Below are 15286 nucleotides of genomic sequence, written 5' to 3'. Positions count from 1 at the left end.
GGCGATTGATGTCGGCGGAAGCAATCTCCGAAAACAGTGCGAAAAGCGATTTCTGGGACGGCGTGCGGCTCAGCATGCCCGTCGTGGTGGCATCGGCGCCGTTTGCATTGCTGTTCGGGGCGCTCGCAGTCGACAACGGGTTTTCCGTGCTCGAAGCGTTCCTGATGAGCGCAACGGTGTTCGGCGGCGCCAGCCAGATGGTCGGCATCGAGCTGTTCGGCCAGCATGTCGCGCCGTGGCTGATCGTGCTGTCGATCTTCGCGGTGAATTTTCGCCACGTGCTCTATTCGGCCGGTATCGGCCGGCGCATCGCGCATTGGCCACTGATCCAGCAGGCGATAGGCTATTTCGTGCTCACTGATCCGCAGTTCGCGATGGCCGAGCGCAAGGCGGAGGCCGGCGAAACCGTCGGGTTTACCTGGTATATGGGGCTTGGGCTGCCGGTCTATGTGTTCTGGGTCATCGAAAGCGCGCTCGGCGCGATGTTCGGCAAGCTTATTCCCGACACCCATGTGCTGGGCATCGACTTCCTGCTGCCGATCTATTTTCTCGGCCTGGTCATGAGCTTCCGCAAGCGGCCGCTGTGGCTGCCGGTGGTCATCGCCAGCGCTGCCGCCTCCACCATTGCGTACAAAACCGTCGGCTCGCCCTGGCATGTCTCCATAGGTGCGCTGGCCGGCGTGCTGCTCGCCGTCATCCTGCCGCCCCGCCACAGCGGCGTGGAGACACGGCCATGAGCACGACCTTGTGGATCATCGTCGCCGCTTCGATCGCGACCTATCTGACCCGCATCGGCGGTCATCTGGTGATCTCACGCTTCGACCATATCCATCCGCGCGTCGAGGCCGGGCTCAGCGCCGTGCCGGCGGCGGTGCTGACCACGCTGGTGGCGCCGGCGGCGCTCAGCGCCGGACCGGCGGAATGGGCAGCCTTGATTGTTGCCGGCCTGGTCTCGCTGCGCGGCGGGCTGATGGCGATGTTCCTGGCGGGTGCTGCCGTGCTGATCCTTGCGCGGCAGCTCGTCGGGTAGTGGACCGACGGAGTACGCCTGTCTTCCTGCCAGATCGCCGCTCTATGGTATTTTGCCGTCCATCTTCGGGAAGAGAATGACACTCTCCTGTGCGGTCGGTTCGTTGCGGGCGCCAATAAAGGTGGCCGGCGTGCTTGCCCGGTTCACGGCAACGTGAAGCACGTTGGCGGGAATGTAGAGATAGTCGCCGGGATGCACGAGGTCGCGAAACTGCAGTTCGTCCCCGCTCCACATCTCCAACTCGTCTCCGCTCAGCATATAAAATGCTGTTTCGTGGCGCGCATGGACATGGGCTTTGGTCCGCTTGCCCGGCGGGATTGAGGCGACGCCCAGCCAAAGGGCCTTCGCTCCGACGGTCTCAGCACTTATTCCCGGCAGATAGTCCGACCCCTGTTCGGCCCGATAAGCCTCGCCGCCCCTAACAACCAAAGCCTTTCCCTCGCTGGGCGCAGCACTGTCCATTGCGGCCGGCTGTTTCAACATCATCATCTTGAACCTCCATTTGTGTTAGTCTGTGCGAAGGACGGCCAGAATGATCAGTCCCCCGTCCGAAGTCCTTAACAGGAGGCGAAAAGTTCCGAATTCTTCCGAAGCCGGAAAGCGAGATGCTTCAGCACCGCGACGCTTCGCGTTCGGGCCGTTCGTGCTCGACCTGCTGCGCGGGACGCTTGTTCGCGAGGGCAAGCCAGTTGCGGTCGGGCAAAAAGGCTTGTCGTTGCTTCAGGCCCTGGTGGAGGCACCGACGCAGGCGCTGAGCAGGACGGCCCTCATGGAGGCCGCCTGGTCCGATGCCGTCGTCGAGGAAAGCAATCTTTCGGTGCAGATTGCCGCCCTGCGCAAGCTACTCGGCCCGCAGCCGGACGGCAGCGAATGGATCGCCACCGTCCCCCGCACCGGATATCGCTTCGCCGGCAGTGTTCATGTGCTTGACCCCGCTGCAGACGATGCGCTTCCGAGCCAACTGGCGGGTCTCTCCGAAAGGGCGTCCATTGCGGTGTTGCCGTTCGCCAATGTCAGCGGCGACAGGGAACAGGCCTATCTGGCTGACGGCATCACCGAGGACATCATCACCGCGCTGACAAGGTTCCGATGGTTCCGGGTGATCGGGCGCAATTCCAGCTTCGTCTATAAGGACAAGTCGGTCGACTCCAAACAGGTGGCCCGCGAGCTTGGCGCCCGTTATGTCTTGGAAGGAAGTGTGCGCCGGTCCGGCCAGCAGATCCGGGTCTCGACGCAACTGGTCGATGCCGCCTCGGCCAATCAGATCTGGGCCGAACGATACGAGATGGAACTGACGGAGGCGTTCGCCGTCCAGGATGCCATAGCCGAGCGGGTGGCTGGTGCGATCGAACCCGAACTGCTCAAGACGGAGTCGCTCCCAGCCGTTGGACGCAACAGCGGAAATGCGACGGCCTGGGACCTGGTGCGGCAAGGTACCTGGCATTTTCACCACGTCGGCCGTCAAACTCACTTGCGTGGCCGCGAGTTATTTCGGCTGGCGTGCAAGCTCGATCCTGAACTCGCAGAGGCCCATCTCTGGCTCGGTCGGGTGAGCGCCGGCATCGTCGCTTACGGCTGGAGCGACAAGCCGGCACAGGATATCCGAGAAGGCCTGGATGCAGCCCTGAAGGCGGTTCGGCTCGACGAGAAAAATCCCTATTCGCATTATGCGCTCGCCATCTGCAGCATCTATGCCAATGCGCAGGAACAAGCCGTTCTTGCTGCGGAAAGAGCGATCGAGATCAGCCCAAGTTTCGCTCTTGGTCATCTGGCTATGGGAATGGGGCAGCTTTTCCGCGGCAGCGCATCCGAAGCGATAGCGCCGCTCGAACACGGCCTTATGTTGAACCGGTACGATCCGCAGAACTTCGTCTGGTTTAATGTCCTGGCGCTCGCTTATCTATTTGCGGGGCAGGCAAACGAGGGGCTCGTCGCGGCGATTGAGGCTCGCAAGGTCGGTCCCACGTGGCGACCCACCCATGAAACACTCGCCTGCTGCTACGTCTCGCTTGGCCGTCTGCCGGAGGCAAGATCTTGCGTCGAACTGATGCGGGAGATGGAGAACCCTACAGGCGATGCCTTGGCGCCGCTCAGGCTGCGCAATCCACATTGGGCAGACCAGATGGCGGATCTGTTGAAGAAAGCCGGTTGGCAGCAGTAAGGCTGCGGTCAATCCCCTGCAGATTGGCGTCGTCTGTGTGATGTCGGTCACGCAGTTGTTGGGCAGCACAAGCCAGGTCGGCTTCGCACTCAGGGTGATGCTGCGGTCCGGTCGATAGCCGACCCACCGCCATTGCGAAAATCACCACTTCTGATCGTACGCTTCGCCGCAGCGCCCATAAGCCCAGCGAACGAAACAATAGCTCCTGCCCAGCCAGCAGGCTTCTTGAATATCGACGCGACCCGCGACAGGCTCAGCCGGATCGCCTCCGCTCTCTCCTGGTGGGCGCGACGCACGGCGCCGCTATAGAGCGCCTCGCGCTGCTTCGGCGTCAATGCGCTTAGATCGATCGGCTGGATGCCGAAGGGCTCAGGCGACATTTCCATCTCCCCTGGTTTGCCGTGTTGATCGGCAGCTACACCGACGATTTACGGGAAAGGGCTAATCAGCTAAAATGAATAATTAAGATCGTTATGTTCTCCAGGAGAGATATATGGATTTGGCCGATCTGCGCATCTTCCGCACGGTGGTGCGCGAGGGCGGAATCACCAGGGCAGCGGAAAAACTGTTTCGCGTGCAATCGAACGTGACCACACGCATCCGGCAGCTCGAGGAGGATCTCGGCGTGCAGCTGTTTATCCGGGAGGGCAAGCGCCTGCACGTATCGCCCGCCGGTCACAAATTGATCGGCTATGCGGATCGGCTGCTGGCGCTTGCAGAGGAGGCGCGAACGGCGATGCTCGATCCACGCCCGCGCGGCACGCTTCGCCTAGGTGCCATGGAGAGCACCGCCGCGGCACGGCTTCCAAGTCTGCTCGCCGACTATCACGCACGTTATCCCGAAGTGGAAATCCAGTTGCGCACCGGCAACCCGCAGGTTCTCGCGACCGCCATGCTTGCCGGCGAACTCGATGCGGCGTTCGCCGCCGAGCCCATCGCCGACGCTCCGTTCGAAAAGCTGCCCGCATTCCAGGAGCAGCTGATCATTGTCTCGGCGGCATCGCGCGTTTCGATCGACGACCGCCTGGACATGCCCAAAACCATGATAGCCTTCGAGCACGGCTGCCCGCACCGCAAGCGGCTGGAACAATGGTACGCGCGCAGAGGGTTCATGGCCGAGAAAACCATCGAGCTTGGTTCATACCATGCCATCCTTAGTTGCGTGGTGGCTGGCATGGGCATAGCGCTGATGCCGAAAAGTGTGCTTTCGGGTTTCCCGGAGAGCCGCTGGCTAAAGCTGCACGAACTGCCCTCTGACGAAGACAACGCCGTCACGGTGTTGTTCTGGCGCAAGGGAGCCGGTTCTCCCAACGTCACGGCTTTGCAAGAACTGCTTGCGGAGCAAAGCCTGTCAACCGGCGTTGCCGCCGCCGCTATTGCTTGAAGTCGTGCGGCAGCGGGGCGGTTGCCTTTTCCAGCCAGGCCAGCGTCTCGCCGTCGAGCATCGGCCCGATCTCGGCCAGCACCCGCGCGTGGTATTCGTCGAGCCAATGCAACTCGTCACGCGTCAACAGATCCGACCGGATCAGCCGCTTGTCGATCGGCGCCAGCGTCAGCGTCTCGAAGCCATGCATGGCGATGTCACCGCCTTCGACCATCTCAGCCGGAGTGACCAGGACGAGATTTTCGATGCGGATGCCGTAAGAACCTTCCTTGTAATAGCCGGGCTCATTGGAGACGATCATGCCGGCCAGCAACTTTTCGGTGCCGGTCTTGGCGATACGCTGCGGGCCCTCATGTACGGCAAGATAGGAGCCGACACCGTGCCCGGTGCCATGGGCGAAATCGCAGCCGTGTCTCCATAGCGCCAGGCGCGCTACGGCATCGAGTTCGGAGCCGCGCGTGCCCAGTGGAAAGCGCAGCATGGAGATGCCGATCATGCCTTTCAGCACCAGCGTGAAGCGCTCGCGCATCTCTTCCGTCGGCGCGCCAATCGGCACTGTGCGGGTGATGTCGGTGGTGCCGTCCTGGTACTGTCCGCCGGAATCGAGCAGGAACAGCTCGCCATGCTCCAGTTTGCGATTGGTGGCGCGGGAGACGCGATAGTGCATGATGGCGCCGTTGGGACCAGCGCCGGAGATTGTGTCGAACGAGACGTCGCGCAGCGGCATCTGTGTTTCGTCGCCGGTTTGCCGGCGCGTCTCCTCGAGCCTGGTGACAACGGTGATCTCGTCGAGCGTGCCGGGTTCCTGACGGTCGAGCCAGCACAGCAGCTTGGCGACGGCGGCTCCGTCACGGCGATGCGCGGCGCGGGCGCCGGCGATCTCGGCTTTGTTCTTCGTTGCGCGTGGGATGCGGGCCGGATCCGGTGCGGCAGTGACGGTGCCGCCATTGTCCTCGACCAGCATGCTGAGCTTCTCCGCCGCCAGAGCGGGGTCCAGCGCGATTTTTGCACCGCCCTTGGCCAGGGTGACGATCGCTGTTTCGAATTCACCGGGTTCGTGCAATTCGGCGAGCTGCGTCAGATAGGCTGCGACGGTGCGTGAGAACTTGCGCTGGTCCATGAAAAGCAGATGCGATCCGTCGGCGGCGAGCACGGCAAAGCCGAGCGCCAGCGGTGTGTGCGGCACGTCGCCACCACGGATGTCGAAGGCCCAGGCGATGGAGGAGGGGTCGGTCAATACGGCATGGGTGGCGCCCTCCTTCTCGATGGCTGCCGCCAGCCGGACCAACTTGTCCTTGGCCAGTTCGCCGGCAAAGCCGATCGGGTGGATCTCGACCGGCGCCAGTGGCGGCCCGGGCTGGTCCTGCCAAATGGCGTCGATCGGATTTTGTTCGAGCGGCACCAGTATCGCGCCGGACTTCACGGCCGAGGCCCTCAGCGCCTTGACGTCGCTGATCGTATGCAGCCATGGATCGAAGCCCAACCGCACGCCCTTGCCGAGATTGTCCTTGATCCAGTTGGCCGGCGGGTTGTCGACAAGGCTCTCGATCGAAAAGATGTCGAGATCAACCTCCTGGCGCACCTGCAGCGTGTAGCGCCCGTCGACAAACATGGCGGCGCGCTTGCCAAGCACAATGGCGACGCCGGCCGAGCCGCTGAAGCCGGTCAGCCATTTCAGCCGTGCCGAGCGGTCGGCGACATATTCGCCCTGGTGCTCATCGGCGCGGGGCACGATGAAGCCGTCCAGCCCATTCGCCGCCAACCATTGGCGTAGCATTGCCACGCGCGGCTTGCCAACGGCCGGATCGCCGGCGGAATCGAAGGTCTGGAACATGTGGGCTCTCCTCGAATGCTGGCGCGACCGTAGCGCATGACCTCGAAAATCGGAATCGATTTTCGGAACGATCATGCCTGGTCGCGACAGCCTCTTTTTGCGCATGGAGGCCATGCAGAATCGGCGATTTCAAAAAGCGTCAGCAAGGCTTACCTTCTTAACGTGGAGGAACGTGTCTTATTGCCTGCAAAGGAGACCATCATGTCCACGATTTCAGCCAGACGCGGATTTTTCAGAAGCGCTGTGAACGCGCTGATCGAAGCTCGCCAGCGCGAAGCGAGCCGGTATGTGAGCGGCGTTTTGCTTGGCTTTGATGACGAAACGCTGAAAGCTCACGGCTACGATCGCGAAGAGCTGAAGAAAGCGGCGAACTCTCGCTAGGTCCGAGCGGATGCGTTGAAGGCGCGGCGCCTCAGCGCTTGAGATGGATCGTCACCCAGCCTTCGCGGTGCAAGGTGCGGACGTGCCGGAATTTCTGGCCGACATAGGCCGCGATCACCGCGTCGCGCTGGCGCTCGAGAATGCCTGACAAAACGATCGAGCCACCGCGCGCGATATGCCCGGCCATTTGCGGCGCCAGCCGCATCAGCGGCCGCGCCAATATATTGGCAATTATCAGGTCGAAGGGCGCACGCGCGGCAAAGATCGGATGATGAAAACCGGGTGCAGCCACCGTTTCAATGAGCGCCTTGACATGGTTCAGCCGCGCATTGGCGGCGGCCACCTTGACGGCGACCGGGTCGATGTCGGTCGCCAGCACTGGAATATGAGCGAGCTTGGCCACCGCGATGGCGAGCACCGCGCTGCCGGTGCCAAGGTCGAGCGCGTTGCGCGGATGCTCGCGCTCTATGACCTGCTCCAGCATTTCGAGGCAGCCGGCGGTGGTGCCGTGATGGCCGGTGCCGAAGGCAAGGCCGGCCTCGATCTCGATGGCGAGCTCACCGCTGTGGCGCTTCCTGCGGTCATGCGCGCCATGGACGAAGAAGCGCCCGGCCCGCACCGGCTTCAACCCCTCCAGCGAGCGCGCCACCCAGTCGATGTCGGGCAGCGCTTCGCGCTCTATCGATTTCGACAGCGACAGTCCGGCAAGGATGTCCCTAAGCCGCGCCTCGACCGCATCGACGTTGTCGTCCGCATAGAGCGATACTTCGTGGATGTCGCGGTCCTCGTCGACCTCGAGCACCGCAACCGGCAGGCCCTCATCGTCGAACGCCGCACCGAGCGCCGCGAAGATGCGATCAGCCTCGATCTTGCCCGCGGTGAAATACAAACGCGTCTGCGTCATTACCGGATATGTCAACCTTCCGCCGCCAGCCGTTTGAGCTTGGCGATGGCGGCGTCCGGGCTTTCGCCATAGGCAATGGTGCCGGCGAAATCGCCCTTGGCATTGAGCAGCAGCACCGAAGCGGTGTGGTCCATCGTGTAGTCGCCGTCGTTCGTGTCGACTTTCTTCCAGTAGATACCGAAGGACTTGGCCATGGCGTGGACCTTGTCGGGATCGCCGGTGATGCCGAGGATGCGATCGGAGAAATTGCTGACATAGGTGTTCATGATTTCGGGCGTGTCGCGCTCCGGGTCGACCGTAACGAAATAGGCGCGCAGATTCTTGCCGTCGTCGCCCATCGTCTTCAGCCAGCCGGCCAACTCGAAAAGCGTGGTCGGGCAGACTTCCGGACAATGCGTGAAGCCGAAGAAAACGACGCTGGGGTGGCCGCGAAAGGCGGCTTCGGTGACCGGCGCGCCCTTCTGGTCGACCAGCGTAAATGGCGCTCCGAACGGCTCGCCGCCATAATGTCCGCGGTACCAGTCGAAGGTGAGCCAGCCGATGCCTGCGGCCATCAGGACCAGAATGCCGACCAGAATTGAACGCATCATCAGTGAAAGTCCGTCGTGATTTCCATCGGCCGCCATATTGGCGCCGTGAAGGCCCCAGCTTGGCGATCACTCTTAGCGGTTCAGTCGCACCGACGCAAAGATGTCGCGTTGCCGCAACCGGCAATGCTGTGGGAAGGCGATCTGCTTGCAAAGCGCCGCCGTTCGTCCCACCTGAGGTCGGCAAAATTCGAACCGCAGGAGGCCTCTTTGCGAAAATTGATTGGCGGCGCGTTGGCTGCATGCCTGGTCATTGGTGCCGGCGCGGCCGTCGCCGAGGAAGTCGGCAAGGTCGGCGTCGATTGGCTCGGCAACGACATCATCGTCGAGGCGATCAAGGATCCGAAGGTCGAGGGCGTGACCTGCCACGTCTCCTATTTCGACCGTGGCATGATCGACCGCCTGCAGAAAGGCAACTGGTTCGAGGACCCGTCCGATTCTTCGATCTCCTGCCGCCAGACCGGGCCGATCACCATTGGCGACATCGACATGAGCGAGGCCGGCGAGGAGGTGTTCAAGCAAGGCATCAGCCTGATCTGGAAAAAGCAGGTGGTGAACCGCATCTACGACAAGGCCAACGAGACGCTGATCTACCTATCGCATTCGCGCCAGGTGCAGGATGGCTCGGCAAAGATGTCGGTCACCACCGTGCCGCTCTACGGCCAGAACGTGGTGTGGACCAGCGGCAAGCCGAAATAGAGACTGAAGGTGCTACAGGGTCCTTGGCGCATCCAAACGGATGCGCGGCGCTGCACTCGGCTTGCGAGACTATGCGTGCCGGCGTAAAGCGCGCGCATGGACCGTCCCGAACACCTTGTCCTGAAAGATCCCGAGCCGCGCATCCATCCGACGGCGGAGCTGAAGGCGTGCAAGCTTGGACGCTATGCGTCGATCGGCGAGCGGGTCATCCTACGCGAGGTGACGGTCGGCGATTTCTCCTACTTCGAGCGCCACGCTGAAGCGATCTATACGACGATCGGCAAATTCTGCTCGATTGCCGCCAACAGCCGCATCAATGCGCTGGAACATCCGGTCGAGCGGCTGACGCAACACAAGATCAGCTACCGGCCCAACGAGTACTTCCGCTGGCTGGGTGTCGATCAGGCGTTCCGCAACCGACGGCGGGCGAAAGCCGTCAGCATCGGCCATGATGTCTGGATCGGCCATGGCGCGGTGATCATGCCTGGCATAGTGATCGGCAACGGCGCGATCGTCGGTGCCAACGCGGTGGTGACGCGCGACGTGCCGGCCTATGCAATCGTCGCTGGCGTTCCGGCCAGGCCATTGTACCAGCGCTTCAGCGCGGAAACTGCGGCACGGATCGAACGTCTTGCCTGGTGGGACTGGCCGGTCGAGAAACTGGCCAGGGCAGTCCCCGACATGCAGGCCTTGCCTATCGAGGCTTTCCTCGACCGCTGGGAAAACGACGCCGCCTGATCGTTGCGAGCGCGGCGCGTGCGCTGTTTGACCGTGAATTCCTCCTCGCAGGGAACTCGAAGCAGTTGCCGATTGTTTCTCCCTGCCATGATCGAAAAGCTGTTCACCAGGATCGCCAACCATATCGCCCATCTTGCCGGTCTGCCGCCGACGTTTGCCGTCTGTTTCCTGATCATTGTGGTCTGGGCGGCAAGCGGTCCGGTCTTCGGCTTTTCCGACACGTGGCAGCTCGTCATCAATACCGGCACCACGATCGTCACCTTCCTGATGGTGTTTCTCATCCAGAACACCCAGAACCGCGACAGTGCAGCGATCCAGGCCAAGCTCGACGAGTTGATCCGCGTCAGCAAAGCCAAGAATACCTTTATCGGCATCGAGCACCTGACCGAATCCGAAGTCGAGGAAATCCGGGCCAAATGTGAACGCGCGGCGAAGCGGCACGACGAACAGGTTGCCGACATGGCCGCACCCAAAGCCGTGGCCAAGAAGCGCAACGCGAAGAAGCACGCTTCGGCGTGAGGGAGCCTGTTGTCCGGGTTCCTGCGCGACGTTCGCCGGATCATTTCATGAATGCTGCAAAGGCTTCCTTGTAGTCCGGGTGCCAGCGCGACAGGGCAGGGCGGTTCTCGATGATGTCGCCAATCGCCCAAGCCATGCGCTTTTCGTCCATGGACCGGGTCGCCTCGTTATCGGGACACAGGATGTAGAAATCGCCACGCAGCACCGAGGCCAGCATGAAGTCGATGACCTGCTCGCCGGTCCAGGCGCCGGCCGGCTTTTCGGTCGCACCTTCGGTCAGGCCGGTAAAGGTAAACCCGGGAATTAGCAAATGCGCCGCGACATTGGCGCCGGGCTCGTTGCGCAGCGCGTGTGCAAGGCCCTCGGTATAGGTCTTCACGCCAGCCTTGGAGACGTTGTAGGCGAGGTTGCCGGGCGGCGTGGTGATGCCTTGCTTGGAGCCGGTGTTGACGATCAGACCCGGCTTTCCCGCCGCCAGCATGCGCGGCGCAAAGGCCTCGACGCCATGGATGACACCCCAGAAATTGATGTCCAGCAACTGCTTCCAGGCCTCGCGGTTCTCCCAGGGCTTGCCGGGGTTGTTGCCGACGCCGGCATTGTTCATCAGCAGCGAGACGTCGCCGAAGGCGCCGAATGTCCGTTCGGCCAGTCGGTCGAGCTCGTCGGCTTTCGAGACGTCAGTTGCAACAGCAAGCACGGCGCTCTCGCCGGCGATGGCGGCGACGGCGTGTCGGGCCTCATCGAGGCGTGCGCCGCCGATGTCGGCCAGCACGATCTTCATGCCCATCGCCGCTAGTCGTTTGGCCGCGGCAAGGCCGATGCCGCTGGCCGCGCCGGTGATGACGGCGACATTACCGGAGGCAAGTGCGGGCAGGGCGGTCTGGATCTCGGCGTTGGTGGTCATGATTTTCTCCTGTTCTGGCCGCGGCGAACTTAGCGCGGAACGAGGCTCGCGCAAGCCGATGCCGGTATCTTCGGGTTGACCGCGTCGGCGGGCGCTGCGCATGCTGATATCGAAAAAGGAGACTGACGATTGACCGACTGGATCGAGATCCTGAAAGAACAGACCGCAACCGGCGACCAGATGAGCCGCGAAGTGCCGCAAATGCTTGCCAATCCCGACATCAGCGAAGCGCAAGTGAAAACACTTTTTTCGGCGCTCGAAAAACAGGCGGAGTTCGTCGAAAAGCTGCGTATGGCGCTGGAAAAGTTCGGCCATGATTTTTCAGTGATCAAGGCGGCCGAGCGGCTGGAGGAGCGCTACGCCGACCTTGCCGCCTCGGTAGCGGAAAAGCTGAAGGAAATGCGAGGCTAGAGCCTGTTCCATCCCGATAAAATTCGGGATGGGCTCTATCTTCTCGTTGGACCATGATCTTTTCCGAAAACCGGCATCCACTTTTCGCTGACGCGGTCCTTCGGTTCGGGATCATGGTCTGTCTATTTCTCGATTAGCCGCTCGAAGCGCCTGTCCGGCACTAACCAGATCAGCGCTACCAGGACATAGATCGAGACACCGATCCAGTGATTGACGAAGGTCAGTGCGACGGCGGCGATATAGAGGGCCAGCGAGATCTTTCCCTTGAGGTCATTGCCCAATGCCCTGGCGAAAAGGGTTTCGCTGCTGTGCAGTCGATGCAGGGCCATGGTGAGGATGTTGAAGCCGATGGCGCAGAGCGCCAGGTCGACGCCATAGACGGCGACCGGCACGGGCGCGAAATGGTTCTCACCCATGAAGGCTGTCGTCGCCGGCATCAGCGATAGCCAGAACAGCAGGTTGAGGTTCGCCCACAGCACGCGGCCGTCAACCCGCTGCACGGTATGGAACATGTTGTGCAAATTGTTCCAGTAGATGCCGACATTGATAAAGGACAGCACATAGCTGAGGAATATCGGCCAGAGTGGTGCCAGCGCGGAAAAATCCTCGCCATGCGGCACCTTCAATTCCAGCACCATGATGGTGATGATGATGGCGACCACGCCATCGGTGAATGCCTCGACCCGTCCTTTGCCCATGAATCTCCCCTGACAATCCGCTGAGGTTAAAAGAGGATCTCGCTCAGCGCCATCGGCAAAGCTGCCAAACTTGTCAGGAGCAAGTCGGGAAGGGGGAACGGCTGACGCGAAAAAGGCGTTTGGTGTCAGATCCCGAACAGCAAAAGGTCGAAAAATGACAGCTCACGCTCAAGTCATGACGCGCGATCACGAACTCGGCGGCAGCGCCGCAGCGGCTGCCGTGGCTGCCATGATCGCGGCTCTTTTCGCCGGCAGCACGGCGCTGACGCCGCTTTACATCATCTACAAGCAGGTCTTCGGCTTCTCGCAGATCACTTTGACGCTGGTCTACGCCGTCTATGTCATCGGCAATCTGGCAGCGCTGCTGATGTTGGGCCGTGTGTCCGATGTTATCGGGCGCCGTCCGATGGCATTGGCCGGGATGGCGGTGGCCGTCGTCAGCGCGGTGTTTTTCCTGTTCGCAGAAAATGTCGCGTGGCTCGACATCGCCCGGATTTTGAGCGGATTGGGAATTGGCGTCGGCGCCGGGACTGGGACGGCCTGGCTCGCCGAATTGCTCTCGGCCAACGACAAGTCACAGGCGGCGACGATTGCCACCAGCACCAATTTTCTCGGCCTCGGCATTGGTGCGCTGGGGGCCGGGTTGCTCGCAGAATACGCACCTTGGCCGCTCAGGCTGATATTCGTCGTCCACCTGGCGATGCTAGCGATCGTAACCCTGCTGATCTGGCGTACGCAGGAAACCGTTTCGCGGCCGGGAAAACTGGCTGACGTCTCGATGCGGCCGCGGCTTTCCGTGCCTGATGACATCCGCGCAAATTTCGTTGCGCCGGCGGTGACCGGCTTTGGCGCGATGGCGCTCGTCGGCCTTTATGCGGCACTCGCGCCGAGCATCCTGGCGCAGCAACTGCAGGTAGCCAACCATGCGGTAGCCGGCGCTCTGTTCTTTGAATTGTCGATCGTGGCGGCCGGCACCATTGTGGCGACGACGCGTCTTTCGAGCCGGGCCGCGATGTTTGCGGCACTTGCGCTGATGATCCCCAGCGTCGCACTGATCGTTGCGGCGCAGGTCTTCGCCTCGATGGCCATCATGGTCGCCGCAAGTGCTCTGTGTGGCGTGTCGGCAGCGCTCGGCTATCGCGGCGGCTTGCAAGTGGTGAACGAGATCGCGCCGGCGGACCGGCGCGCCGAAGTGGTCTCGGCCTTCTTCATCTGCTGTTTTTGCGGCAACGCGCTGCCGGTCATCGGCATCGGCATCCTGTCGACCGTGGCAAGCGCGACCGTGGCGAGCCTGGCCTTTGCCGGCATGATTGTCGTCTTTTCCCTGGTGGCGCTCGGGTTTGGCGCGAAATACGCGCGCTGAGCCGGCCTTTCAGCCGTTCGGCGTCTCGGGCGAAAGATGCGCGCGCTGGCGCGGCACGCCGAGGCCGGTATCCGGCGGTTCGCCGGCAGCCGGCCGGCTCTCGATCATGTGCACGCTGCGCCAACCGCCGAAGCGATAATAGGCCGTGGCCAGCACGAGCGAGGTTATCGAGCCGGCCGGAAAGCTCCACCACAACGCTTCCTCACCGATCGCACTTCGAAAGAAATAGGCGAAGCTGGTGCGCACCAGAAGTACCGAGATCACCAGGATGATCAGCGGCGGCATCACCGCGCCCGTGGCACGCACAGTGGCGAAGAGCACGATGGTGATGCCGAACAGGATGAAGGACCAGGATGCGACCTTGTTGATGTGAGTGGCGATGTCGATCGCTGCACTGTCGCTGCTGAGGAAGAGGCTGAGCACCGCGCGATCGAATACGAACAGCAGCGCGACAAGCACGCCGGTAAGCACAAGGTTGAAGCCGACGCCGGACGCGGCGATGCGGCCGATCCGGTCCCAGCGCCCGGCGCCGACATTTTGCGCCGCCATGGACGAGACCGCGGCGCCGATGGCGAGCGCCGGCATCTGGATATAGGTCCAGAGCTGGGCGGCTATGCCGTAGGCAGCGGCGACCTGCGAGCCGTAGGCATTGACCATGCCCATCACAGTCAGCGCCGCGGACGAGACGACGATCATCTGCAGGCCCATCGGCACGCCCTTGAAGACGACAATGCGCAGCAGCGCCGGGTCCGGCCGCAGCAGAGCAAGATTGGCGCCGGCCAGCCGCAGCGGGTGCTTGCGCGCATAAAGCACGATCAGGATGGCAAGCACGCTTACCGTCTGGCCGATCAGCGTCGAGGTGGCCGAGCCGGCGATGCCGAGTTCGGGGAACGGGCCGATGCCGAGAATAAGCAACGGGTTCAAAATGACGTCGAGCACGACGGCCAGCGCCATGAATAGGAAAGGCGTGCGCGAATCGCCGGCGCCGCGCAGCACCGTCATGACGAAGGACAGCAGGTTCATCATCGGTACGGCGAGAAAAATGATACGCAGATAGGAGCGCGCCAGCGGCAACGCATCGGCCGGCGTGCCGAGCGCATTGAGGATTGTATCGACCCAGATCCAGCCGCAGACCGCGAACACCACCGAGACAAGGAAGAAGAAGGTGGCGCTGGTGCCGACGATGCGGCGGGCTTCGGGCAGATCGCGGGCGCCGACCGATTGCGCGACCAGGATGGTCGCCGCCATGCCGATGCCGAAGACGGTGCCGAGGATGAGAAACAGCACGAGGTTGGCATTGGACGTGGCGGTCAGCGCCGCTTCGCCGAGGAAACGACCGACCCAGACGGCATTGATTGAGCCGTTGAGCGACTGCAGAACATTGGAGCCGAGCACCGGCAGGGCGAACAGCAGCAATGTACGCGGGATAGGTCCACTGGTGAGGTCGCTGGTCCGCCGGCGCGCGGGCATCTTGTCGTCCATGGCAGGCAACTCGGCGAAGGCTTATCTTGAGTCCGGTCCGCAATGATTGCCGATTTAACGAGACAGGTCGACGCAGCGTTGCGAATTCCGCCTGGCGTGCCTTGATCCAATCATGTTCTCAAAGCTTCCGGAATCGTATATTGATCCTGCACGCGTGGGGCCGCATCTTTCCTGGATCTCATGGGCAAGCC

General features: G+C 62.2%; 18 protein-coding genes. 10 read left to right on the top strand and 8 right to left on the bottom strand.

Annotation, left to right across the window (positions count from 1 at the left end; translation table 11 throughout):
- Positions 1–8: 8 nt before the first annotated feature.
- Together NKI01_RS10225 and NKI01_RS10220 are read left to right on the top strand one after the other, a co-directional pair.
- Positions 9–737 (top strand): AzlC family ABC transporter permease, encoded by a 729-nt coding sequence (locus NKI01_RS10225; protein WP_352855193.1) that lies wholly within the window; start codon positions 9–11, stop codon positions 735–737.
- Positions 734–1030 (top strand): AzlD family protein, encoded by a 297-nt coding sequence (locus tag NKI01_RS10220; protein WP_023721187.1) that lies wholly within the window; start codon positions 734–736, stop codon positions 1028–1030. Before NKI01_RS10225 ends, NKI01_RS10220 begins: the two co-directional genes overlap by 4 nt.
- A gap of 42 nt (positions 1031–1072) precedes the next feature.
- Here NKI01_RS10220 and NKI01_RS10215 read toward each other — a convergent pair whose 3' ends face one another.
- Positions 1073–1519: a cupin domain-containing protein gene (locus NKI01_RS10215; RefSeq protein WP_502895805.1), complete on the bottom strand. Its 447-nt coding sequence runs from the start codon at positions 1517–1519 to the stop codon at positions 1073–1075.
- Positions 1520–1673: 154 nt separating this feature from the next.
- Here NKI01_RS10215 and NKI01_RS10210 point away from each other — a divergent pair, with 154 nt between their 5' ends.
- Positions 1674–3191, top strand: a complete 1518-nt coding sequence (locus NKI01_RS10210) for a winged helix-turn-helix domain-containing tetratricopeptide repeat protein (protein WP_352963049.1) — start codon at positions 1674–1676, stop codon at positions 3189–3191.
- 89 nt (positions 3192–3280) lie between these two features.
- On the opposite strand, the gene NKI01_RS10205 is transcribed toward NKI01_RS10210, so the two are convergent.
- Complete coding sequence (locus NKI01_RS10205; protein WP_156948172.1) at positions 3281–3571, bottom strand: hypothetical protein; 291 nt, start codon at positions 3569–3571, stop codon at positions 3281–3283.
- A 113-nt stretch (positions 3572–3684) separates the two neighbouring features.
- Here NKI01_RS10205 and NKI01_RS10200 point away from each other — a divergent pair, with 113 nt between their 5' ends.
- Positions 3685–4575 carry a LysR family transcriptional regulator gene (locus tag NKI01_RS10200; protein ID WP_352788534.1) on the top strand — a complete coding sequence of 297 codons (891 nt, stop codon included), beginning with the start codon at positions 3685–3687 and terminating at the stop codon, positions 4573–4575.
- Here the strand turns inward: NKI01_RS10200 and NKI01_RS10195 are convergent.
- Positions 4565–6409: an aminopeptidase P family protein gene (locus NKI01_RS10195; protein ID WP_023721182.1), complete on the bottom strand. Its 1845-nt coding sequence runs from the start codon at positions 6407–6409 to the stop codon at positions 4565–4567. The two genes, NKI01_RS10200 and NKI01_RS10195, sit on opposite strands and share 11 nt — an antisense overlap.
- 36 nt (positions 6410–6445) lie before the next feature.
- Between NKI01_RS10195 and NKI01_RS10190 the strand changes: the two genes are divergently transcribed.
- Entirely contained in the window at positions 6446–6790 is a 345-nt protein-coding gene (locus NKI01_RS10190) for a hypothetical protein (protein ID WP_348633244.1), read from the top strand.
- 31 nt (positions 6791–6821) lie between these two features.
- Here NKI01_RS10190 and NKI01_RS10185 read toward each other — a convergent pair whose 3' ends face one another.
- Both NKI01_RS10185 and NKI01_RS10180 read right to left on the bottom strand, forming a co-directional pair.
- Positions 6822–7694 (bottom strand): 50S ribosomal protein L11 methyltransferase, encoded by an 873-nt coding sequence (locus NKI01_RS10185; RefSeq protein WP_023721180.1) that lies wholly within the window; start codon positions 7692–7694, stop codon positions 6822–6824.
- Between the two features lie 11 nt (positions 7695–7705).
- Entirely contained in the window at positions 7706–8284 is a 579-nt protein-coding gene (locus tag NKI01_RS10180; protein ID WP_352465122.1) for an SCO family protein, read from the bottom strand.
- Positions 8285–8491: 207 nt separating this feature from the next.
- Between NKI01_RS10180 and NKI01_RS10175 the strand changes: the two genes are divergently transcribed.
- From NKI01_RS10175 to NKI01_RS10165, 3 genes are all read left to right on the top strand, one after another.
- A complete protein-coding gene (locus tag NKI01_RS10175; protein ID WP_023721178.1) occupies positions 8492–8980 on the top strand; it encodes a CreA family protein in 489 nt (162 codons plus the stop codon).
- Positions 8981–9076: 96 nt separating this feature from the next.
- Positions 9077–9718: a DapH/DapD/GlmU-related protein gene (locus tag NKI01_RS10170; protein ID WP_352481528.1), complete on the top strand. Its 642-nt coding sequence runs from the start codon at positions 9077–9079 to the stop codon at positions 9716–9718.
- Between the two features lie 87 nt (positions 9719–9805).
- Complete coding sequence (locus tag NKI01_RS10165) at positions 9806–10237, top strand: low affinity iron permease family protein (protein ID WP_031194582.1); 432 nt, start codon at positions 9806–9808, stop codon at positions 10235–10237.
- Positions 10238–10277: 40 nt separating this feature from the next.
- Here the strand turns inward: NKI01_RS10165 and NKI01_RS10160 are convergent, their stop codons facing one another.
- Entirely contained in the window at positions 10278–11141 is an 864-nt protein-coding gene (locus tag NKI01_RS10160) for an SDR family NAD(P)-dependent oxidoreductase (protein ID WP_023721175.1), read from the bottom strand.
- 129 nt (positions 11142–11270) lie between these two features.
- On the opposite strand from NKI01_RS10160, the gene NKI01_RS10155 reads away from it, so the two are divergent.
- Entirely contained in the window at positions 11271–11552 is a 282-nt protein-coding gene (locus NKI01_RS10155) for a hypothetical protein (RefSeq protein ID WP_023721174.1), read from the top strand.
- A gap of 122 nt (positions 11553–11674) precedes the next feature.
- Here NKI01_RS10155 and NKI01_RS10150 read toward each other — a convergent pair whose 3' ends face one another.
- Positions 11675–12250 (bottom strand): TMEM175 family protein, encoded by a 576-nt coding sequence (locus tag NKI01_RS10150; protein ID WP_023721173.1) that lies wholly within the window; start codon positions 12248–12250, stop codon positions 11675–11677.
- Between the two features lie 175 nt (positions 12251–12425).
- Here NKI01_RS10150 and NKI01_RS10145 point away from each other — a divergent pair, with 175 nt between their 5' ends.
- Complete coding sequence (locus NKI01_RS10145) at positions 12426–13613, top strand: MFS transporter (RefSeq protein WP_352963046.1); 1188 nt, start codon at positions 12426–12428, stop codon at positions 13611–13613.
- A 9-nt stretch (positions 13614–13622) separates the two neighbouring features.
- Here NKI01_RS10145 and NKI01_RS10140 read toward each other — a convergent pair whose 3' ends face one another.
- Positions 13623–15095: an MATE family efflux transporter gene (locus tag NKI01_RS10140; protein WP_352481525.1), complete on the bottom strand. Its 1473-nt coding sequence runs from the start codon at positions 15093–15095 to the stop codon at positions 13623–13625.
- Between the last annotated feature and the right edge of the window lie 191 nt (positions 15096–15286).

The organism is Mesorhizobium sp. M0815, from assembly GCF_040319995.1.
GTDB lineage: Bacteria > Pseudomonadota > Alphaproteobacteria > Rhizobiales > Rhizobiaceae > Mesorhizobium.
The sequence above is the reverse complement of the archived record's forward strand: the minus strand, read 5'-3'. Positions and strand labels throughout refer to the sequence as shown.

Excerpts from the sequence above, each read along its gene's own strand:
- NKI01_RS10170 (WP_352481528.1), top strand. The coding sequence starts at position 9,077 with ATGGACCGTCCCGAACACCTTGTCCTGAAAGATCCCGAGCCGCGCATC.
- NKI01_RS10200 (WP_352788534.1), top strand. The coding sequence starts at position 3,685 with ATGGATTTGGCCGATCTGCGCATCTTCCGCACGGTGGTGCGCGAGGGC.
- NKI01_RS10180 (WP_352465122.1), bottom strand. The coding sequence starts at position 8,284 with ATGATGCGTTCAATTCTGGTCGGCATTCTGGTCCTGATGGCCGCAGGC.
- NKI01_RS10225 (WP_352855193.1), top strand. The coding sequence starts at position 9 with ATGTCGGCGGAAGCAATCTCCGAAAACAGTGCGAAAAGCGATTTCTGG.
- NKI01_RS10185 (WP_023721180.1), bottom strand. The coding sequence starts at position 7,694 with ATGACGCAGACGCGTTTGTATTTCACCGCGGGCAAGATCGAGGCTGAT.
- NKI01_RS10195 (WP_023721182.1), bottom strand. The coding sequence starts at position 6,409 with ATGTTCCAGACCTTCGATTCCGCCGGCGATCCGGCCGTTGGCAAGCCG.
- NKI01_RS10150 (WP_023721173.1), bottom strand. The coding sequence starts at position 12,250 with ATGGGCAAAGGACGGGTCGAGGCATTCACCGATGGCGTGGTCGCCATC.
- NKI01_RS10160 (WP_023721175.1), bottom strand. The coding sequence starts at position 11,141 with ATGACCACCAACGCCGAGATCCAGACCGCCCTGCCCGCACTTGCCTCC.
- NKI01_RS10220 (WP_023721187.1), top strand. The coding sequence starts at position 734 with ATGAGCACGACCTTGTGGATCATCGTCGCCGCTTCGATCGCGACCTAT.
- NKI01_RS10205 (WP_156948172.1), bottom strand. The coding sequence starts at position 3,571 with ATGTCGCCTGAGCCCTTCGGCATCCAGCCGATCGATCTAAGCGCATTG.
- NKI01_RS10165 (WP_031194582.1), top strand. The coding sequence starts at position 9,806 with ATGATCGAAAAGCTGTTCACCAGGATCGCCAACCATATCGCCCATCTT.
- NKI01_RS10145 (WP_352963046.1), top strand. The coding sequence starts at position 12,426 with ATGACGCGCGATCACGAACTCGGCGGCAGCGCCGCAGCGGCTGCCGTG.
- NKI01_RS10190 (WP_348633244.1), top strand. The coding sequence starts at position 6,446 with ATGACCTCGAAAATCGGAATCGATTTTCGGAACGATCATGCCTGGTCG.
- NKI01_RS10215 (WP_502895805.1), bottom strand. The coding sequence starts at position 1,519 with ATGATGATGTTGAAACAGCCGGCCGCAATGGACAGTGCTGCGCCCAGC.
- NKI01_RS10140 (WP_352481525.1), bottom strand. The coding sequence starts at position 15,095 with ATGGACGACAAGATGCCCGCGCGCCGGCGGACCAGCGACCTCACCAGT.